Raw genomic sequence first — 19,910 nt, forward strand, 5'->3', positions numbered from 1 at the left:
GCCCATAAGCTGTCGAACCACATTCGAGGCTGGCTTCCCGTGCTGGTGTCGCCGTCGGTGGTGCTGTGGTGGAAGAGGGTGGCGTCTTCGTCATGAGGTCGTAGATGAATTGGGGTGGCCGCCTTGGAGGGAGGACGTTCTCGAGGACGGGGCAGGAGTCGAAGAAGGCTTCGTTGTTGTTGATGAGGTAGACCTTGATGGTGTGCGGTCTTCGCTCCGCCCAAACGTGGCAAGGAGTGGGATGTTCCGCTTCCAGGCAGCATGCTGCGGGACCTTGACGCCTACGTGGCGGAGTTCCCGCCGGTCGAGGTGACCTTGCCGTGGAGGGAGGCGAAAGGTGAGCCTGGCACGTCTCGTTGAGCCTCGTCAACCAGTACGGCAAGCTGGTCCGGCGGGATGGTTTCAACCAGTACGTGTGCACGCTGGCTCTCAGCCGGGCCAAAGTCGAGCGGACTCTGCGGCAGGACGGGATTTACGCGCTGCAGCACTCCTACGCCCCCGGTGCTGCTGGACGCCGGGGAGTCGATCAAGGCGCTCGCCGAGTGGCTCGGGCACTCGGATTCGGCCTTCAGGATGCGGGTCTACACGCACCTGCTGCCGCCTCGCAGGGAACAGGCGCGCCAGGCGGTCGACCGTGTGCTTGCGGGGTCGCCGGCCGGGAACCAGCATGATCCGCAGACCGACGACGCCGACGGTGCCGCTGACGGCCGGTGGACGGCCCGGGCGGGGGATGAGGGACATCATGACCGGATTCGCCGCGTACCAGAACGAGATCTACCTCCAGGGGCTCGCCGGGAACGTGCCGCCGGCGACCACCGATCCCGGCGCGTTGGAGGCGTCGGCGCGGGAGAGGTTGGGGCCTGGGCCGTTCTGGTACGTGGCCGGTGGGGCCGGAGGTGGGGAGACGGTTCGGGCCAATCGGGAGGCGTTCGGGGAGTGGCGGATCGTGCCGCGCATGTTGACCGACGCCACCACGCGGCACCTCGGGGTGTCCGTGTTGGGTACCGAGATGCCCGCACCCGTGCTGCTCGCGCCGATCGGGGTGCAGTCGATCCTGCACCCCGACGGGGAACTCGCGACCGCGCGCGCCGCGGCGGAGTTGGGGGTGCCGTTCGTGTTGTCGTCGGCGTCCTCGCACACGCTGGAGGAGGTCGCGGAGGCGGCCGGGGACGCGGCTCGGTGGTTCCAGCTGTACTGGCCCAACGACCCGGACGTGTGCGCGAGCGTGCTCGACCGGGCGCGCAAGGCCGGGTACCGGGTGCTCGTCGTCACGCTCGACACGTGGACGCTCGCGTGGCGGCCGCACGACCTCGACCAGGCCTACCTGCCGTTCCTGCGCGGCGTCGGCACCGCGATCCCCTTCTCCGACCCCGCGTTCCGGGCCGGGTTGCAGGCGGCGCCCGAGGACGACCTGCCGATGGCGATCCTGCGGTGGGTGCAGCTCTACACCGGCACCGACCGGTCGTGGGACCAGTTGCCGTTCCTGCGCGAGCACTGGGACGGGCCGATCGTGCTCAAGGGCATCCAGCACCCCGACGACGCGCGCAAGGCCGTCGACGCCGGTGTCGACGGGATCGTCGTGTCCAACCACGGCGGCCGGCAGGTGGACGGCGCGGTCGGGTCGCTGGAGGTGCTGCCGGAGATCGCCGACGCCGTGGGCGAGCAGGTCGACGTGCTGTTCGACTCCGGGGTGCGCACCGGCGCGGACGTCGTGAAGGCGCTCGCGCTCGGTGCCAAGGCGGTGCTGCTGGGACGGCCCTACGCGTACGGGCTCGCGCACGGCGGGCAGGTCGGGGTCCGGCACGTGCTGCGGAGCCTGCTGGCCGACTTCGACCTGACGCTCGGCTTGTCCGGGCACCGCAGCCCGGCCGAGCTCAGCCGGGAAGTCCTTCGCCGAGCCGGCTCACGCGGTCCCGCAGCGTCGTGAAGTCGGCCGGCTGCACGGTGATCCACGGCGTGCCGTCGCGCCCGCCCTCCTTCGTGGTCAGGTAGCGGCCGGTGTCGGTGTCGAAGTAGGTCAACGGCGTCGCGCAGCGCTGCTTGCGGCCGAAGCGGTCGCGGCGGGCGGCGAACAGCTGCCCGCCGCCGGTCCGCCGTTGCCCGAGCAGGTCGCGCACCGACTGCGCCTCCTGCGCGTACGCGCCCGTCGGCGTGCTGGGCTGGAGGAACGAGCCGCCCTCGTCGTCCGCGCGGTGCCGGGGCCGCCGCTCGTCCACCGCGTCCTCGGGCAGCGAGAGCACGCCCCCGCGACCCGGCTTCGCCTCCGGCAACGCCGCCACCAGCGACTGCGCCGCGTCCTGCGCCCGCACCGGCTCCAGCACGAAGTGCGCGTCCGCCCGGAGGACCACGCGCAGCGCGTCGTCACCCGACCGGACGACCAGCGCGCTGCGGGTGTCACCGTCGCCGTCGCTGAAGAACCCGTAGTACTCGGCGCCCGCGTTCGCGACCAGCTTGAGCGACCGGGCCAGGTCCGGGTGCGCCTGCCGCCCCCTCGCCAACCCGAGCCGCTCCAGGTCGGCCCACCCCCGGCGCGCGAGGTCGGCCAGGCCGCTCACGTCGCCGCCCTCCAACCGGCCTTCCTCGTAGTCGACCCTGGCCAGCAGCGCGGTGTGCAGCGTCGGCAGCCCCTCGGACTGCCAGGCGTTGTAGAGCGCGACGACCGGGATGGCGACCCTGGTCCGCAGCACGTTCCCCCCTAGTCGCTCTTACTCGCCGATCACGGGCGGGGCGACCATCGCGCCGTCGCCGAAGATGTCCTCGGTCTCCTGGAGGTAGGACGCGGACCGGTGCTCCTTGTCCTCGTCACCCTCGCCGTTCGGCGCACCCGCGCCGCCCATCCCACCCATGCCGGCACCCGCTCCCGCGCCGCGCGCGCCGGAACCGGCGGGCCCGAAACCGCCCTGACCACCGGGCCCGAAGCCGCCGCCGCGCTCGGTGAGCGCGCCGGTCGTGCCGCCGCTCGCGAGCCCGCCCGTGCCGGGACCGCCCGGAACTCCGGGCGTTCCCCCTGCGCCGGGCACCCGACCGCCCAGACCGCCGGTGCCGGCGCGTCCGCCACCTGGTCCGCCGGGCACGCCGGGTACGCGCGGGGTGCCGCGGTTGTTCGGGTTGCGCGGGTCGTTGGGGTTGTTCGGGTTGTACGGCAGCCGCGGGTCGTACGGCAGGCCGCCGCCGGGCCCACCGGGGGTGCCGGGTCGGGTGGTCGGGTCACCGGGTGGGGTGACACCCGGTGGGGTGATCTGGCCGGGGGTCCACGACTTCCTGGTGTCCCCGTCGGTGGGGCCGGGGATGTCCCGGCCGGTGTCGCCCGGACCCGGCGGTGGCGGCACCACCCAGGACGGCTCGGTGATGCCGATGGGCCGGTCGTCGCCGCCGTTGTGCCCCTCGACCTTCCCCTCGACCTCGCCGTGCTCCTCGCCGACCTCGCCGTGCCCCTTGCCCCGCGGCCGGGGCGGCTTCTCCCGGGGGTGGACGGGGTGCTCGATGATCGGCTTGGGCTCCTCGACGTTCGCCCCGATGTCGGCGGGCACCGGGAACGTCGGCATCGCGGAGGCGACGTCCATCGCCGTGCCGCCGTAGGTGTTGAGCACCTGGAGGTTGCGGTTGTCGACCTCCTGGGACTTCTCGACCGCCTCGTCGTAGTCGGTGTCCCACGGGAGCGCGTCGTTGTACCAGGGCTTGTCGGGCACCTCGACCGGCTTCTCCACCGAGTTGCGCGCGAGGCGGAACGCCTCACCGAGGTGGCCGGTGCCCTTCGACGCCACGTCCGCCGCCTGCGACACCACCTGCGACCAGCTCGCGAGCGGGGAGGTCGACGCACGGGCCTGGTCGCCCGCCGTGCCCTCCCACGACGTGCCGGACTCCCGGACCGCCTTGTCGATCAACTGGCTCATCGCGGTGTGACCGTCGGCGAAGGCCTTCCACTGGTGCTGGGCGTGGTCGGTCGTGTTCTCCGGCCCGTCGCCGTCGTGGAACCACCCGTAGATCTTGTCCGCGCCGACACCCGTCTGCATCAACGAGATCCCCGCCGGGTCGACCCCGGAACCGCTCGGTGCCATCCGCTCACCCGCCCAGGTTCGCGACGACGATCGCGCCGAGCCGCTCGGTCAACGCACAGGGTTTCTCGGCCGCCGCCGTCCTGTCGTTCTTCGCCACGGAGATCGCGACCAGCACGGAATCCTTCGCGCCCGTGCTGATGGCGGTGCTGCAATCCCGGTTCTGGCCGTAGACGTCGGCGTTGACGGCCTTGCGGCCCGCGACCGTGACCTCTTCGTAGAACACGGCCTTCTTGCTGTTCGCCAGCACGTCCTCGTACGCGCCGTTGCCCACCGCGAACACGATCTCGTAGGTCGAGTTCGCCAGCGAGTCCTTGCCCGCGTACTTGCAGCTGGGCCCGGCGTCGGTCCGGGTGGCCTCCGGCGCGCGGATCTGGCCGAGTCCGCTCAACTGGTCCGCTTTGAGGATGTCGCACTGGGCTGTCCGGTACTTGGCGATGTCCAGCGCGGGTCCGCCGGACGTCGAGGTCGACGTGGTCCCCGTGCCGGCCGTGGCCGAGGTCCGGGTGGGCGTCGATTCCGGCTTGGGCTTCCCCGGGTCCGAGGCCGAGCACGCGGCCAGGACCACGGCGGTCCCCAGGACGAGCGTGGTGCCGACAATTCGCTTCACGGAGGTCATCCCCTGGTCTTGAACGCGTCGCCGACGGCGGATTCGGTGTTCTTGTACTGGTCCAGCGCGTCCTGCACCTGGGTGATCGTCGACTCGATCACGTCCTGCGCCTTGGCGATCGCGTAGGAGTAGCCGCCCTCCTCGGTGCCCGCCGAGGTCTTCATCGACTCGACCGCGGTCTGGCTGTAGCCGTCGTTGCCGGGCGAACCCATCTGGCCGAGCACCAGGGTGTTGCGGCGGAAGTCGATCACCTGCTCCAGTGCTTCCTTCAACCCGTCGATCAGCTTCTGCGCCTGGTCGGGGTCGACGCTGAACCTCGTCCGCGCCGCCGCCAGCCCTGCCCCCGCCGGGCCCGACGACACCGTGTCCGCGACGAAGGTCAGTCTTCCCCCCGCAGAGTTGTCCATCGCTGTGCTCCCCTCACACCGAAAACCCCGTTGCCGATGATGGCACAGCGTCACGATCGGGTGAGGCGGTTTGGCGGTGTCCGATTCGTTCAAGACCTGGCAGGGGGAACGGCCTAGCGTCGGGGACATGATCGAGGCAGCGCGGAGTTTTGTGTGGCACAACGCCAGGGTTCTGGAGCAGCGGGCGTTCGAGTTCCTGTTCGGGGACGGGGGTGCGGACGGGGTCGTCGCGGCGGTGCTCGCGTACCGCAACGACGACGGCGGGTTCGGGCACGCGCTCGAGCCGGACGGACGGGGGCCGTCGAGTCAGCCGTTGCACACCTACACGGCGTTGTCGTGGTTGGCCGAGGTCGGTGACGACGCGTGGGTCGGGTCGGCCGGCGACTTCCTCGCCTCGGTGTCCACTTCGGACGGTGGGGTGCCCAACGCCCTCGGCACGTCTCGCGATCACCCCCGGGCGCCCTGGTGGCAGGTGTCCGAGGAGAGCGACCTGCTGATGACCGCGTTGTGCGCGAGCGTGTTCCACCGCGTGGGCAGCGCGCACCCGTGGGTCGGGGCGGCGACCGAGTACTGCTGGCGGCGGATCGACGCGATGGAGGGCAGTCACCCCTACGAGGTGGCGGCGTGCGCGAAGTTCCTGGACCACGTGCCGGACCGGGCGCGGGCCGAGGTGGCGGCGGAGCGGGTGGGGCGGTTGGTGCGGGAGCGGGGCCTGGTCGACCTCGGTGACGGGAAGGCGCACGAGGGGTACGCCGCCGGCGAGACGCACCGGCCGCACCAGTACGCGCCCACGCCGGACAGCCTGGCGCGGCGGTGGTTCACCGACGACGAGGTGGCGCGGTCGCTGGACGGGCTCGAGGCGGCGCGGAAGGACGACGGCGGGTGGACGTTCGCGTGGCCGGTGTGGACGCCGGTGACCGAGTTCGAGTGGCGGCCGATCGTGACCATCGAGGCGCTGTCGGTGCTGCGCGCCTACGGCCGGATCAGCTGACCGAGGGTGACGCCGGCCAGTCGCTTCACCTCGCGCGCCAGGTGGGCCTGGTCGGCGTACCCGGTGCGGACCGCGATGTCCGCGAACGGCACGCCCCGCCAGGCCAGCGCGACCGCGCGGTCGAACCGGAGCACGCGGTGCAGCACCTTCGGGCCGTAGCCGAACGCGTCCAGGCTGCGGCGCAGCACCTGGCGGTCGCTCAGGCCGACCGACGCGCGCCGGCCGCGGACCAGGGCGGTGATCACGGGATCGGGTGGTGATTCGCGCAACCGGGCACGGGCGGCCTCGGCCAGCACCCGGGCCGGGTCGTCCGCGCGGGCCAGGTCGTCCTGGAGGCGCGCCGTGTCACCCCACAGCTCGGACAGGGGCACCCGCTGGTCCAGCAGCACGTGCGCGGGCACGCCCAGCGCCGCCGGCCCCACGCCCGGCTCGAAGCGGACCGCGTGCAGGGTGCCCGGCGCCATCTCGGTGCGGTGCCCGACGGTGTCCGGCCCGGCGACCAGGACCTCACCGGTGGCGGTGGCGTAGATCAGGTCGGTGCGCCCGTCCGGCACCACCAGCGCGACCTCGCGCACGTCGGTCGACCGGCTCCACGCGCAGGCGAAGCCGGGCAGCGGACGCTCCCGGTAGGTCACGCCCCGAGCCTAATCACGGTGCTCGCCCCACCGCCTTTCCGCGTCGCGTTCGAGCAGGTGGGGGCGCCGGGTTCGCTGCCGGGGTTCGCGTCTCGCGGCCGGCCGGGCCGCGACTCGGACGGTGGTGACGCGGTCTTGGTCGCCCGGCTCGACGGCAGGGGCGAACAGCGGCACACCCCGGGACCGCCCGGGGGCGGTGCTCGCAGGCGACTCGTTCCGCAGCGTCCCGCGCGGGCGGAGCCCGGCGGCGGGCGGGACCGGGCACGGAGTGGGATCGGGCAGCGGGCGGGATCGGCGGTGTGTGGGAACGGCGGCGTGGAGAGCGGAACGCGGGGTACGCCGCAGTGCGGGGCGCGGCGGCTCGTGGTTCGGGGGCGGGTGGTTACTTGGCGTCGGCGTAGGTGTCCACCGCCTCGGCCTTCAGGGGGAAGTGGACCGGGGTGGGGCCGAAGACCAGGGTGGTGGCCTCGTGGCCTGCTTCGGTGACCTCGTGGCACACCGCGGCCGCCGCTTCCGCCGGGCAGTGCACCAGCACCTCGTCGTGCTGGAAGAACACCAGGTGCGACTCGGGGGAGACCAGGTGCAGTCGGCGGCGCAGGGCGCCGAGCAGGGCGGCGGTCCAGTCCGCCGCGCTCGCCTGCACCACGAAGTTCCGGGTGAACCGGCCCCACTCGCGGGACACGCGGCGGCCTCGGCGTTCGGCGTCCTCGCTGTCGTCGGTGCTGCCGGTGGCCTCGTGCCAGGACTCGGACGGCGGCGGGGAGGTGCGGCCGAGGCGGGAGCGGACCATGCGGCCCTGTTCGCCCGCCAGCGCGGCGGCCTCGACGTAGCCGACCGCGTCCGGGAAGCGCTTGCGCAGCACGGCGAGCAGCGGGCCCGCCTCGCCGCTCGTGCCGCCGTACATCGCGGACAGCATGGCGATCTTGGCCCGGTCGCGCTTGCCGTCGAACGCGTCCGCGGCCAGCGTCGTGTACAGGTCGTCCTCGCCGGACACCGCGGCCAGCCGGTGGTCGCCGGACAGCACGGCCAGCACCCGCGGCTCCAGTTGGGACGCGTCCGCGGCGACCAGCTTCCAGCCCGGGTCCGCCCGCACGGCGGTGCGCAGCGCCCGCGGGATCTGCAACGCCGCGCCACCCCGCGTCGCCCACCGGCCCGACACCACGCCGCCCACCACGTAGTCCGGCCGGAACCGGCCGTCGGCGACCCACTCGTCCAGCCACGACCAGCCGTGCGCCACCCACAGCCGCGCGAGTTCCTTGTACGCCAACAAAGGCGCCACCGCCGGGTGGTCCACGTCCTTGAGCACCCACGCCCGCGCCGACGGCACGTCGATGCCCTCCCGGGCGAACGCGCGCACGATGCCCGGCGGGTGGTCCGGGTTGACCGGCCGGCCGAACGCGGCGGCGATCTCGTCCGCCAGCACGGCGAGCCGGCGCGGCCGCACACCCGGCGCGGTGCGGGGACCCAGCGTCTCCTCCAGCAGCGCCAGGTGGACCTCCTCCCGCCACGGCAGCCCGAAGTGGGTCATCTCGGCGGCGGCCAGCGCGCTCGCCGACTCGGCCGCGGCCAGCAGCCGCAACCCGCCCGCGTGCGCGACACCGGCGGCCGTCCGCCGCTGCGCCGCGTACACCTCGACGGCCGCCTCCAGCGGGTCCGCGTCACCGGGCAGCCGCTCGCGCTCCGGCTCGAACAGCGTGGGCTGGGCCGACTTCCGGCGCGGACCCACGTCCTCGGGCACCGGGAGCCCGCGCAGCCTGGCGACGGCTGCGGCGAACCCGCGCGGCTCGCGGTGGCGGCCCTGGTAGGCCAGCAGCAACGCCTCCACGTGGCCGAGGTCGTGGCAGCGCTCCACCCGCACCCCGCGCGCCAGCAGCTCCGGGTACACCTCGCCGGTGGCCGCCCACAGCCACCTCGGCCGCGCCGACCGCTCGTACTCCGCCACCGCGCCCGCCAGGTCGGCCGTGGCCACCGGCGGACCGGTGGGCACGCCGGCGTCGGAGAGCGGCCGGAGGCGACCGGCGTTCTCCGCGTGGGGTTCGAGGACCACGAGCACGCGCCGATTGTGCCCTCGACCACCGACAGTTCCCGGCGCGCGCTGCCCGGCGGTCGCCCGCCGTGCTCGGCCGACTACCGGTTCCGTCCCTCCTCGGGGGACACCCGTTCGTGGCGCGTGTCGACGTGCACTATGTGACCTGTGTTCTCCCCTGGACGGCTGCTGGACCCGCGGCACGAGGTCGTTCCCTTCCACGGTCGGGTGGCGGAGCTGCGCGCGTTGCGCGCGTGGCGGGACGGCGCCGGCCGCAAGGTGCTCCTGCTGCACGGCCGCGCGGGTGTGGGCAAAACGCGGCTGGCGCGGCGGCTCGACGGGGTCGAGGTGGTCGACGACGCCGACCTGGTGCCGTGGCCGGACCTGCTGCGCGCGGTGCGCGACGCGCGGGAGCCGGTGCTGCTGGTCGCCCGGTCCGACGACTGGTGGTGGTCGGCGATCCGGCAGCGCGCGGCCGACCTCGGCTACCGGGCCGACGAGCACCACCTGCGCACCGCGCCCGAGGGCGCGTTCCGGCACGCGCGCGCCGCGTTCGCCCGGGAACTCGGCAGGCCCGAGCCGGACGAGGACGCCGGAGCGCCGACCGGCACGACGCACGACCTGCACCTGGCCGCGCTCGCCGCGGTGCTCGGCACGACCGCCGCGGACCCGGTGGACCTGGTCCGCAGGCTGGCCGCCGCCGACCCGGACCCGGTGGACGAGGGCCGGTTCGCCGAGGACGTGCTCGCCGTCGCGCTGCTGGACGAGCGGATCGAGCCGGAGAAGTCGCCGCGCGCGCTGGAGACCCTGGCCAGGGCCGCGGGTCGCTGGCCGCACGTGGCCCGCCGCGCCGCCGCGCTGTTCGTCGCCGAGCCGGACCTGGCGGCACGCGCGTCCAGCGCCACCCTGCGCGTCGTGGTCGAGGACCCGGACGCGGCCAAGGCCGTGGCGCGGCACGTCTTCAACGACACCCGCTTCCACTGCGACCCGCTGCCCGCGGTGCTGACCAGGACCCTGCTGCACGACGGCGCGCGCACCGCCGACCCCGCGGAGCTGGCCGAGCTGTACGGGATGCTCGGCGCCCGGGCCGCGCTGGCCGCGCTCAAGGAGGAGGCGCTGGACGCGGCACGGGAGGAGGTCGCGCTCTACCGCGACCTGGCGCGCGCGGACCCGGCCGAGTACCGCGCCGCGCTGGCCGAGTCGTTGGCGGACCTGGTGCTCGCGCAGGTGGCGACGCGGCACCCGGTCGACGCGCTGGCCACCTCGGAGGAGGCCGTCGCGCTCTACACCGACATCGCCGCCCAGGACGACGACTACGCGCCCAGGCTCGCCCACGCGTGCGAGCAGCTGGGCATCCGGCACGCCGCGCTGGAGCAGCGGGACGAGGCGCTCGCCGCGGTCGACCGCGCGTCCCGGCTCTACCAGGAGTTGGCCAAGCGCAACCCGGCGCTGTTCCGGCCGGACTTCGCGAAGGTCAGCCACCACCTGGCGATCCGGCTGTTCGACGTGGGCCGCTCCGAGGAGGCGCACCACTCGGCGCACTGGGCCGTCGTGCACTGGCGCGCGGTCGCCGAGTCGGATCCGCGCTACGAGCCGGAGTTCGCCCGCACGCTCGCCGCCGTCGCGACCCTGCTCGCCGCGCGCGCCGCGCCGTCGGACGCGGTCGCGCTGCTGGAGGAGTCGATCGCGGTGCTGCGCCGGCTCGCCGACGCCAACCCGAGGGTGTTCGAGTCGGACCTGGCCGACGCGTTGTGCGCGCTGGGGTCGCTGCTGCGCCGGGCCGGTCACCTGCCGGAGGCGCGCAAGGCCTCCGAGGAGGGCGTGCGTGCGCTGCGCGGGCTCGCGGCGCACGACCCGTCGGCGCTGCGCCGGTTGGCGGTGGCGGTGGACGAGCAGGCCGACCTGGTCACCGGACCCGAGCGGACGGCGGTCGCGGAGGAGGCGGTGGACCTGGTGCGCGAGCACGGCGACGCGACCGCGCTCGGCCGGGCGCTGCACCGCCGGGCGGGAGTGCGCGGCGAGGTGCAGGACGCGCGCACGGCCGTGCTGCTGGCCCACCTGACGGGCGTGGCGGGCGTGCCGCTGGCCGAGACGCTGTCCCGCTACGCCACCGTGTGCGCGGCCGGCGGGCACGACCTGGACCGGGCGTTGGTGCTGGCCCACCGGGCGGTGCTGGAACTGCGCCGGGCGGGCGCCGGGCCGGACCGGTTCACCGACGCGGTCGACGCGGTGGAGGACGTGATCCGGGCGCACCCCGACCAGGAGTCGGCGCGCGCCCGGATGCAGCGCATGGTGGTGCGGGACTGGCCCGGCGTCAGCCCTTCGTGATCAGCGAGCGCAGGAAGAACGCCACGTTCGCCGGTCGCTCGGCCAGCCGCCGCATGAAGTACCCGTACCACTGGTCGCCGTAGGGCACGTAGACCCGCATGCGGTTGCCCGCCGCGGCGATCCGGCGCTGCTCGTCGGGCCGGATCCCGTACAGCATCTGGAACTCGTAGGTGTCCGCGTCCCGGGACGAGGCGAGCTCGTGCCCGATCGCGATCAGCCTCGGGTCGTGCGAGGCGATCATCGGGTAGCCCTCGCCCGCCATCAGGACCTTGAGGCACCGCACGTAGGACCGGTCCACCTCGGCCTTGTCCTGGAACGCCACCGTCGCGGGCTCCTTGTAGGCGCCCTTGCACAGCCGGACCCGGGACCCGGCGTGCGCCAGGTCGCGGCAGTCCTGCTCGGTGCGCTTGAGGTAGGCCTGGAGCACCGCGCCCACCCACGGGAAGTCGACCCGCAGCTCGCGCAGGATGCCCAGCGTCGAGTCGGTGGTGGTGTGGTCCTCCATGTCCAGCGTCACGGTGGTGCCCACCGCGCCCGCCGCCGCGCTGATCCGCCGCGCGTTCTCCAGCGCGATCTTCTCGCCGTCCACGGGCAGGAACTGGCCCACCGCGGACAGCTTCACCGACACCTCGGCGCGGTCGGCGTAGCCGGCGTCCGCCAAGCGGCGCAACAACTCCAGGTACGCCTCGACGGTGCCGTCGGCCTGCCGGGCGTCGCGGGTGTCCTCGCCGAGGTGGTCCAGCGTGACGTAGCGGCCGTCGGCCAGCACCTCGCCGGTGGTGGCGATGGCGGCGTCCACGTCGTCGCCGGAGATGAAGCGCTTGACGACGGGCCGGGTCAGCGGCGTGCGCTCGACCAGACCGCGGATGGCGCCGGATCTCGACGCGGCGAGCAGTGCGGTGCGGAACATGGTCACCCCTGGTGCGGGTAGCGGTGGTCGGTCGGAGCCACGAAGGTCTCCTTGATGGAGCGGGGCGACACCCAGCGCAGCAGGTTGTGGATCGAACCCGCCTTGTCGTTGGTGCCCGACGCGCGGCCGCCGCCGAACGGCTGCTGGCCCACGACCGCGCCGGTCGGCTTGTCGTTGACGTAGAAGTTGCCCGCGGCGAACCGCAGCACCTCCTGCGCGTGCGCCACGGCGGCCCGGTCGCGGGCGATGACCGCGCCGGTCAGCGCGTACGCCGACACGCCTTCCAACTGCCGCAGCACGGTCTCGTAGTCGGCGTCGTCGAACACGTGCACCGCGAGCACCGGGCCGAAGTACTCGGTGCGGAACACGTCGTGCTCCGGGTTCGAGCCCAGCAGCACGGTCGGCCGCACGAACCAGCCCTCGGAGTCGTCGGCGGTGCCGCCGGCCGCGATCTCGATCGCGTCGTCCGCGCGCGCCGCGTCGAGCACGCCGGACAGCTTGTCGAACGAGCGCTTGTCGATCACCGCGCCGAGGAAGTTCGACAGGTCGGTGACGTCGCCCTGGGTCAGCGACTCGACGTCGGCGAGGAACGCGTCCTTCACCTTGGCCCACACCGAGCGCGGCACGTAGGCGCGCGACGCGGCGGAGCACTTCTGGCCCTGGTACTCGAAGGCGCCGCGCACCAGCGCGGTCCGCAGCACGTCGACGTCGGCCGACGGGTGCGCGAGCACGAAGTCCTTGCCGCCGGTCTCGCCCACGATCCGCGGGTACGAGCGGTAGTTCGCGATGTTCGCGCCGACCTGGCCCCACAGGTGCTGGAACGTGCGGGTCGAGCCGGTGAAGTGGATGCCCGCGAGGTCGGGGTCCGCCAGCGCGACCTCGGACACCGCGATCCCGTCGCCGGGCAGCAGGTTGATCACGCCGGCGGGCAGGCCCGCCTCCTCCAGCAGCCGCAGCGTGAGGTGCGCGGCGAAGCTCTGCGTGGGCGAGGGCTTCCACAGCACCACGTTGCCCAGCAGGGCGGGCGCGGTGGGCAGGTTGCCCGCGATGGCGGTGAAGTTGAACGGGGTGATGGCGTAGACGAAGCCCTCGAGCGGGCGGTGGTCCGTGCGGTTCCACACGCCGGGGGAGGAGGCCGGCTGCTCGGTGGTGAGCTTGCGGCCGAACGCGACGTTGAAGCGCCAGAAGTCGATCAGCTCGCAGGCCGCGTCGATCTCGGCCTGGATCGCCGTCTTGGACTGGCCGAGCATGGTGGCGGCGTTGAGCGTGGCGCGCCACGGTCCGGCCAGCAGGTCGGCGGCGCGCAGGAAGATCGCGGCGCGGTCGTCGTAGGACAGCGCGCGCCACGCCGGCGCGGCCTCGCGGGCGGCGGCGATCGCGTCCCGGGTGTCCTGCTGCGTCGCGCCGTGCAGGGTGCCCAGGACGGCGCGGTGGTTGTGCGGCTGGACCACGTCGAAGGCCTCGCCGCCGCCGACGCGCTGCTCTCCGCCGATGGTGGCGGTGAGCTCCAGGGGCTCCTTGACCAACTCGGCCAGCGCCGCCTGAAGCTTCGCGCGCTCCGGGCTGCCGGGCGCGTAGCCGAGGACGGGCTCGTTCACCGGTGCTGGTACCGCGGTCACGGCGTCCACAAGCTGCTCCTTCGGGGAAGGCGTTCAGGGGTGTTCTCTCGAAGTCTTGGTCGCTCAACGGTAGGACTACCCAGGGTGCGGCTGGTTGTACGCGCGTCTAGGCTTGCGCACCCGCCGTTGTACGAATGGACAACAATGAGCCTGCGCCAGGTGTTGATCGCGCTGGGCGACCCGCTGGTGGAGGTGCAGGTCGCGCCGCGCGGGTTGGAGGTCGAGGTCTCCGACGTGGTGATCCTCGACCCCGACGACGCGCCGGACGTGCGTCCCGGCGACCTGGTGCTGGTCATCGGCGCCCGCGGCCGGGCGGCGTTGCCGCTGGTCAAGGCGGCGGGCGCGGCGGGCGCCGCGGCGGTGGCGGTGAAGGTGGACGCGCCGAACGCGCTGCTGCGGCAGACCGCGGCGGACGTGGGCGTCGCGCTGCTCGCGGTACGCCCCGACGTGCGCTGGGAACACCTGGAATCGCTGGTCAACGGCGTCCTGAACAGCAACCGGCTGACCGCGGACGCGGGCGCGGGTGAAGTCCTCGGTGACCTCTTCGGGTTGGCGCAAACGATTGCGGCGCTGACCGGCGGCATCGTCAGCATCGAGGACACCGCGTCCAGGGTGCTGGCCTACTCGCGGTCCTCCGACGAGGTGGACGAGCTGCGCCGGCTGTCCATCCTCGGCCGCCAGGGACCCGAGCCGTACCTGAAGATGCTGCGCGAGTGGGGCGTGTACCGGCGGCTGCGCTCGGGCGAGGAGGTCGTGCGCATCGACGAGCGGCCCGAACTCGGCATCCGGCGGCGGATCGCGGTGGGCATCCACGCGGGCAGCCAACCCCTCGGCACGATCTGGGTGCAGGAGGGCGCGACCCCGCTCGCCGGGCAGGCCGAACGCGCGCTGCTCGGCGCGGCCAGGGTCACCGCGCTGCACCTGGTGCAGCAGCGCGAGCCGACCGCCGCGTTCCGGGAGAACCTGCTGGCGTCGTTGCTCGACGGCCGGATGGACGCCGCGACGGTGGCGGGCCAGATCGGCGCCGACCCGGCCAGGCCCGCCGCCGTCGTGGTGTTCGCGCTGCGCGGCCAGGAGGGCGCCGACCGCACCGAGCACGAGCTGCGCCGGGCCGAGATGACGGGGCTGATCTCGGTGCACGCGGCGGCGTACCGGCGCAGCGCGCTGGTCAGCCAGAGCGGCGGGCGCACCTACGCGCTGCTGCCCGACCTGCCGCCGACCGCGTCGCTCTCCGCGCTCACCAAGGAGATCGTGGCCGCGGCGCGCCGGCACATGGGGCTGCACGTGCAGGCGGCCATCGGCTCGACGGTGTCCACAGTGGACGAAGTGATGATCTCCCGCGGCGAGGCGGACCGGGTGCTCGACGCGATGGAGCGCGATCTCGACGCGGAGGTCGCGACGCTCGCCGACGTGCGGTCCCGGGTGCTGGTCGGCGAGGTCCTCGCGCTGCTGGCCGACCACCCGCGGGTGCGCGACCCGAGGCTGACCGCGCTCGATCCGGAACTCGCGCGTTCACTGCTCGCCTACCTCGACGCGTTCGGCGACGTGCGCGGCGCGGCGGCCCTGCTGCACGTGCACCCGAACACCCTCCGGTACCGCGTTCGCAAGGCCGCGGAGGTCGGTGGATTCGACCTCGGTGATCCTCTCCTCCGGCTGTTCGCACAACTGCAACTAAGGCTGGCCTGAATCGGACAGAAGGCGCAGCTTAAGCTCCGCGCGTGAACCTCGAAGCGCCCGGCAGGCGCGGCAGCGATTTCGCCGAGTTGTCCAGACTGGTCAAGCAACAGGGGTTGCTCGACCGGAGGATCGGCTTCTACGTCCTGTGCCTGGTCGCCGCCGTCGGCGCGTTGGGTCTCCTGATCGCCGGAATGGTGCTGGTCGGGGACTCGTGGTGGCAGCTCGCGCTGGCCGCCGGCTTGGCCGTCGTCTACACCCAGATCGCGTTCATCGGCCACGACTCCGGCCATCGGCAGGCCTTCGCGAGCAAGAAGACGAACGACCTCGTCGGCACACTGCTCGGCAACCTGCTCATCGGCGTCGGCTACGGCTGGTGGATCGGCAAGCACAACCGGCACCACGCCAACCCCAACCACGAGGACGAGGACCCGGACGTCGACATCGCGGTGCTCGCGTTCAGCGCCGAGCAGGCCGCGCGCAAGCGCGGCTTCTTCCGCTGGGTGGTCAAGAACCAGGCCGCGCTGTTCTTCCCGCTGTTGTTCCTGGAAGGTTTCAGCCTGCACGTGGTGAGCACCGGCGCCGCGTTCCGGCGCGAGGTCAAGGCGTGGCGCCTGGAGTCCGCGCTGCTCGTCCTGCACGTCGTCGGTTACCTCGCCGTGGTGTTCCTCGTCATGTCCCCGGTCAAGGCGATCGCGTTCATCGCCGTGCACCAGGGATTGTTCGGCCTGTACATGGGCTGCTCGTTCGCGCCCAACCACAAGGGCATGCCGGTGCTCACCGCCGGCCACCAGTTGGACTTCCTGCGCAAGCAGGTCCTGACGTCCCGCAACGTGACCGGCGGCTGGTTCACCGACTTCCTGCTCGGCGGCCTGAACTACCAGATCGAGCACCACCTGTTCCCGAACATGCCGCGACCGCACCTGCGCAAGGCGCAGGGGCTGGTCCGCGACTACTGCGAGCGCTACTCGATCTCCTACGCCGAGTGCGGCCTGTTCAGGTCGTACGGCTACGTGCTGGAGCACCTGCACGAGGCGGGTGCGGCACTGCGCGGTACAGGAGAGCTCGCTCCGACAGGGTCCAGGTAGACGTCGTCACGAGGTAGATCCCGGCGGCCAGCGGCAGGATCCCGGCCATCAGGACGGTCCCGAACGGCAGCAGCCGCAGCAGTCGAGCGAACGGCGGCTGCGGCGCTCCGGACTTCGCGGCCTGCGCGGACGTCCAGCGGTAGGTGCCGAAGGCGACCAGCGCCAGCGCCGCGAACAGGACGAGGAACACCGGCGTATGCGTGAACGAGCCGAACCAGTGCGCACCCAGCGGCACGCCGAACAGCGTGTCGTCCAGCAGCGGGTTCGGCGTCGTCACCAGCCGGTACATCAGCCAGAAGAAGGGCGCCTGCACGAGCATCGGCAGGCAGCCGGCGAACAGCGAGGTGCCCTTCTCCTTGTACAGCTCCATGGTCTTCTCCTGGAGCTTCTTCTGGTCCTTGCCGTAGCGCTTCTTGAGCTTCTCGATCTCCGGCGCCAGCGCGGCGCGGGCCTTCTCCCCGCGCACGGCGGCACGGGCGAGCGGGTGCATGAGGAGTCGGACGAGCACGACGAGTCCGACGATGGCGAGCGCGGGCGTGGCGAACGAGGACAGGGCAGAGCCCAGTTCGTAGAACAAGGTGGATCTCCGTCGGTAGGGCGGAAAGGGGACTCAGGCGTGGAAGCCGAGTCCCGGTGCCCTGGGACGGGGTCGACCCGCCGCGTCCGGGTCGCGCAGCCGCACGAACGCGGCGCGCAGGGATTTCTCGCGGATCGACAGCGAGCGCACCCACGCGGGCGAGGCGTGCACGAGCGGCGCGGAGGTCAGTAGCAGCACGACCAGCGCGACGGCGGTCACCGCGGCCAGCAGTTCGGCCGGCGAGTGCAGCAGGGTGAGCGCGAAGAGGGCAGGCAGGTACAGCGCGAGCAGCAGCCGGAGCCTGTCCATGGTCACCCCCTTCGCCACCACTATCCCACGAGCGCCGGTCGTGCGGGGTGGTCGTACCGGACCGTCACGTCGGCCCGGGGTTCGTAGCCCTCGTACGCGGGCAGCGTCCACGCCAGGTCCTCGGGCGTGCGGCGGCGCAGCGCGGCGGGGGAGAGCCACAGGTGCACGGCCAGCTCGGCGGGCAGCCACTTGTCCAGCAGCAGCGTGCCGTCCAGCACCAGCACGCCGCCCGCGCCCAGCGCGACGTAGTCCGCCCGGCTCGCGCGGTCGGTGTCGGCGTTCCACAGCGACGGCAGCACCCGTCCCGAGCCGCCGGGGTCCAGCGGCGCCAGCACCTCGCGGAGCAGGCCGCCCACGTCCAGCCACTCGTAGCGGAACGCGTCCGGGTCCTGCTTCCCGTGCTCGAACCGCACCGACGCGGGCCGCAGGAAGTCCCGTGCCGACACCCGCAGCACCGGGCGGCCCAGCGCGCGCAGCGGCGTCACGAGCGCGTCGGCGGTCTCGTGCGGAGCGGTCGCGTCGGCGCCGTCCACGACCACCCGGGACCACGTGTCGCGGGGCAGCGCGGAGATCCGGGCCACCAGTTCGGCGACCAGCGCCTCCGGCGACAGCGGTCGGACGTTCACCGGGCGGCGGCCCAGTCCCGCGGCAGCGCGGGCGCGGACCACGACGGGTCCGGCGTCCAGTCCGCCCACGACGGGTCCCACCACTGCGTGCCGGCGGTCAGCATCGCCTCGATCTCCGCGCCCTGGCGGCGGATCGCCTCGCCCTGCTCGGCGGTGTACTTGCCCTCGGCCACCTGCGCCTCGAACTCGTCGCGGTCGTGCTCGCGCCACGTGCCGTCCGGCGACACCGAGTAGTCCAGCTCGTGGTCGAGCGTGTCGATGCCGAAAGGCGTGCGCCGGTACGGGTCTTGGAGGTTGAGGTACCAGCCGTTGAAGACCCGGTCCTCGCCCTTCCAGAACAGGTCCACCGAGTAGGCGTCCCGCGGCCGGTGCAGCTGGAGCCTGCCGTTGCCGCGCCAGTGCGTGCTGCCCTGGAGCTGCCACTTGTGCGGGTACGGGTGCGGCGGGTAGCCGAACGGGGTGCCCGGCGCGGTGAAGAGCACCAGCAGCCCCGGCTCGTCCCGGACGACCAGGCTCGGCAGCACCGACCACACCCGGCCGTGCAGGACCTCGCGCCGCAGCACCACGTCACCCGGGCTGAAGTACATGCACGCCAACCTAGTCGAGCAGGGCCCGGCGCAACCTCGTGATCGCGATCTCCCGGCGCGGGTCGGTGCGGGGCAGCAGGCGGGCCAGCCGTTCCAGCACCTCGGTGTCGTCGCCGTGCGCGGCGAACGCCCACAGCGCCTCGCCGTCGCCGTGGTCCAGCACGCCCCGCCGCACGGCCGCCGCCAGGTCCTCGCGCTCCTCGCGCACCGCCGGCGCGTCCGAGCGCGGCAGCAACGCGCCCCGGTACGCCGCCGCGGCCTGCGGCACGTCGCCCGCGCGCAACGCCTCGCGCACCGTCACGAAATCGCCGCGCACGTCCGCGTGCAGCCGGTACGGCCGGGTCAGCAGCACGCCGCCGAGCCGGGTGCGCAACCGGTGCAGCTCGGCGCGCACGGTGGTCGGGTTGCCGCGCTCGCCGTAGAGCAGCAGGGCCAACCGGTCCGCGGTCAGGCCCTCCGGGTGCAGCGCGAGCGCGGTCAGCACCTCGGCGTGCTTGAGGGTCAGCGCGAGCGGCCGGCCGTCGAGCGTGCCGCGCGGTTCGCCGAGGAACTGCAACGACAGCACCGACCGGCGCGCGGCGCGCTTCGGCACCCGCAGCAGGAAACCCTCGTCCAGCGGCTCGACCACGGCCTCCCGGCCGTCGTGCAGGTACACCGGTCCGGCCACGTCGACGCGGGTGTCGAGCAGCCCGTGCGGCTCGGCCACGAGCACCCGGCCGGTCGGGCTGAGCAGCGCGCCCGGTTCGCCGCGCAGGCCGAGCAGGTGCCGCATGTTGACCGACCGCAGCCGTTCGTCCCGGGCCGCGAGCCGCACCTGCAACTGGCTCTCGGCCAGCCGCGCGGCGGCCGACACCAGGGCCGCGGTCGCCGGGTGCACGCTGGTCAGCGGCCCGCTCACGTCGACCGCGCCGAGCACCCGGCCGGTGTCCGGGTCGCGCACCGGGCTCGCCGCGCAGGTCCAGCCGTGGTAGGTCCGCACCAGGTGCTCCGCCGAGTGCACGGTCACCGACCGGCCCAGTGCCAGCGCGGTGCCCATGGCGTTGGTGCCGATCGCGTCCTCGCTCCACCGCGAGCCCTCGGTGAGCCGGACCCGCTCGGCCAGCCCGCGCACCGGCGCCGCGCCCTCGCACCACAGGATCCGGCCGTCCGCGTCGGTCACGATCATCACGTGCGCGGCCTCGTCGGCGATGCTCACCAGCGTCTCGCGCAGCATCGGCAGCACCGCCGCCAGCGGGTGCGCGCCGCGCAGGTCGACCACCTCGTCCGGCGCCAGCACCACCGGCGCCTCGTGCCGGTCCGGGTCCACCCGCGCGGCGAGCGACCGGCGCCAGGACTCGAGGATCACCGGGCGGGCACCCGGTGTCTCGGACCCGGACAGCGCGGCTTCGTGCAACACGGCGAGCCGACGCGGGTCAGGGCGCATGTGGGGGCCTCCTGCCACCCAGGATGACCCTAAGTGACCGCCGGC

Annotated in this window: 18 protein-coding genes; 5 read left to right on the forward strand and 13 right to left on the reverse strand. The window is 73.5% G+C overall.

Annotation, left to right across the window (positions count from 1 at the left end; genetic code table 11):
* Window positions 1–742 precede the first annotated feature (742 nt).
* Complete coding sequence (locus tag AB0G50_RS00970) at window positions 743–1,927, forward strand: lactate 2-monooxygenase (protein WP_360101258.1); 1,185 nt, start codon at window positions 743–745, stop codon at window positions 1,925–1,927.
* Here AB0G50_RS00970 and AB0G50_RS00975 read toward each other — a convergent pair.
* From AB0G50_RS00975 to AB0G50_RS00990, 4 genes are read right to left on the reverse strand one after another with little or no spacing between them, the layout of a single operon-like run.
* The gene (locus AB0G50_RS00975) at window positions 1,875–2,687 is read right to left on the reverse strand and encodes an ESX secretion-associated protein EspG (protein ID WP_360100571.1); all 813 of its coding nucleotides are present in this window, start codon (window positions 2,685–2,687) and stop codon (window positions 1,875–1,877) included. The two genes, AB0G50_RS00970 and AB0G50_RS00975, sit on opposite strands and share 53 nt — an antisense overlap.
* An 18-nt stretch (window positions 2,688–2,705) precedes the next feature.
* Window positions 2,706–4,058, reverse strand: coding sequence for a hypothetical protein (locus AB0G50_RS00980; RefSeq protein WP_360100574.1), 1,353 nt, complete (start codon window positions 4,056–4,058; stop codon window positions 2,706–2,708).
* Between the two features lie 4 nt (window positions 4,059–4,062).
* The gene (locus AB0G50_RS00985) at window positions 4,063–4,665 is read right to left on the reverse strand and encodes a DUF3558 domain-containing protein (RefSeq protein ID WP_360100577.1); all 603 of its coding nucleotides are present in this window, start codon (window positions 4,663–4,665) and stop codon (window positions 4,063–4,065) included.
* 5 nt (window positions 4,666–4,670) lie between these two features.
* Window positions 4,671–5,072, reverse strand: coding sequence for a hypothetical protein (locus AB0G50_RS00990; protein ID WP_360100580.1), 402 nt, complete (start codon window positions 5,070–5,072; stop codon window positions 4,671–4,673).
* 127 nt (window positions 5,073–5,199) lie between these two features.
* Here AB0G50_RS00990 and AB0G50_RS00995 point away from each other — a divergent pair, with 127 nt between their 5' ends.
* A complete protein-coding gene (locus tag AB0G50_RS00995) occupies window positions 5,200–6,063 on the forward strand; it encodes a hypothetical protein (protein ID WP_360100583.1) in 864 nt (287 codons plus the stop codon).
* Here AB0G50_RS00995 and AB0G50_RS01000 read toward each other — a convergent pair.
* On the reverse strand, window positions 6,045–6,698 hold the full coding sequence (locus AB0G50_RS01000) for an AraC family transcriptional regulator (RefSeq protein ID WP_360100586.1): 654 nt from the start codon (window positions 6,696–6,698) through the stop codon (window positions 6,045–6,047). The two genes, AB0G50_RS00995 and AB0G50_RS01000, sit on opposite strands and share 19 nt — an antisense overlap.
* Before the next feature lie 382 nt (window positions 6,699–7,080).
* Window positions 7,081–8,751, reverse strand: coding sequence for a bifunctional 3'-5' exonuclease/DNA polymerase (locus tag AB0G50_RS01005; RefSeq protein WP_360100589.1), 1,671 nt, complete (start codon window positions 8,749–8,751; stop codon window positions 7,081–7,083).
* 141 nt (window positions 8,752–8,892) lie between these two features.
* Between AB0G50_RS01005 and AB0G50_RS01010 the strand changes: the two genes are divergently transcribed.
* Window positions 8,893–11,052, forward strand: coding sequence for a hypothetical protein (locus tag AB0G50_RS01010; RefSeq protein WP_360100592.1), 2,160 nt, complete (start codon window positions 8,893–8,895; stop codon window positions 11,050–11,052).
* Here AB0G50_RS01010 and AB0G50_RS01015 read toward each other — a convergent pair.
* Together AB0G50_RS01015 and pruA are read right to left on the reverse strand one after the other, a co-directional pair.
* Window positions 11,039–11,962 (reverse strand): proline dehydrogenase family protein, encoded by a 924-nt coding sequence (locus AB0G50_RS01015; protein ID WP_360100595.1) that lies wholly within the window; start codon window positions 11,960–11,962, stop codon window positions 11,039–11,041. The genes AB0G50_RS01010 and AB0G50_RS01015 overlap by 14 nt on opposite strands.
* Before the next feature lie 2 nt (window positions 11,963–11,964).
* On the reverse strand, window positions 11,965–13,590 hold the full coding sequence (pruA, locus tag AB0G50_RS01020) for an L-glutamate gamma-semialdehyde dehydrogenase (protein ID WP_360100598.1): 1,626 nt from the start codon (window positions 13,588–13,590) through the stop codon (window positions 11,965–11,967).
* A gap of 135 nt (window positions 13,591–13,725) precedes the next feature.
* On the opposite strand from pruA, the gene AB0G50_RS01025 reads away from it, so the two are divergent.
* Both AB0G50_RS01025 and AB0G50_RS01030 read left to right on the forward strand, forming a co-directional pair.
* Window positions 13,726–15,267, forward strand: coding sequence for a helix-turn-helix domain-containing protein (locus AB0G50_RS01025; RefSeq protein ID WP_360100601.1), 1,542 nt, complete (start codon window positions 13,726–13,728; stop codon window positions 15,265–15,267).
* Between the two features lie 32 nt (window positions 15,268–15,299).
* A complete protein-coding gene (locus AB0G50_RS01030) occupies window positions 15,300–16,343 on the forward strand; it encodes an acyl-CoA desaturase (RefSeq protein WP_360100604.1) in 1,044 nt (347 codons plus the stop codon).
* Here AB0G50_RS01030 and yidC read toward each other — a convergent pair.
* Genes yidC through AB0G50_RS01055 form a run of 5 tightly spaced genes read right to left on the reverse strand, consistent with a single transcriptional unit; the run spans window position 16,252 to window position 19,865 of the window.
* A complete protein-coding gene (gene yidC / locus AB0G50_RS01035; protein ID WP_360100607.1) occupies window positions 16,252–16,920 on the reverse strand; it encodes a membrane protein insertase YidC in 669 nt (222 codons plus the stop codon). The two genes, AB0G50_RS01030 and yidC, sit on opposite strands and share 92 nt — an antisense overlap.
* A 33-nt stretch (window positions 16,921–16,953) precedes the next feature.
* A complete protein-coding gene (locus tag AB0G50_RS01040) occupies window positions 16,954–17,229 on the reverse strand; it encodes a DUF6412 domain-containing protein (RefSeq protein WP_360100610.1) in 276 nt (91 codons plus the stop codon).
* 20 nt (window positions 17,230–17,249) lie between these two features.
* The gene (locus AB0G50_RS01045) at window positions 17,250–17,855 is read right to left on the reverse strand and encodes a uridine kinase (RefSeq protein WP_360101260.1); all 606 of its coding nucleotides are present in this window, start codon (window positions 17,853–17,855) and stop codon (window positions 17,250–17,252) included.
* Window positions 17,852–18,442 carry a DUF402 domain-containing protein gene (locus AB0G50_RS01050; RefSeq protein WP_360100613.1) on the reverse strand — a complete coding sequence of 197 codons (591 nt, stop codon included), beginning with the start codon at window positions 18,440–18,442 and terminating at the stop codon, window positions 17,852–17,854. Before AB0G50_RS01050 ends, AB0G50_RS01045 begins: the two co-directional genes overlap by 4 nt.
* Window positions 18,443–18,452: 10 nt before the next feature.
* Window positions 18,453–19,865, reverse strand: coding sequence for a GAF domain-containing protein (locus AB0G50_RS01055; RefSeq protein ID WP_360100616.1), 1,413 nt, complete (start codon window positions 19,863–19,865; stop codon window positions 18,453–18,455).
* Window positions 19,866–19,910: the final 45 nt, after the last annotated feature.

The organism is Actinosynnema sp. NPDC020468, from assembly GCF_040642015.1.
Taxonomy (GTDB): domain Bacteria; phylum Actinomycetota; class Actinomycetes; order Mycobacteriales; family Pseudonocardiaceae; genus Actinosynnema.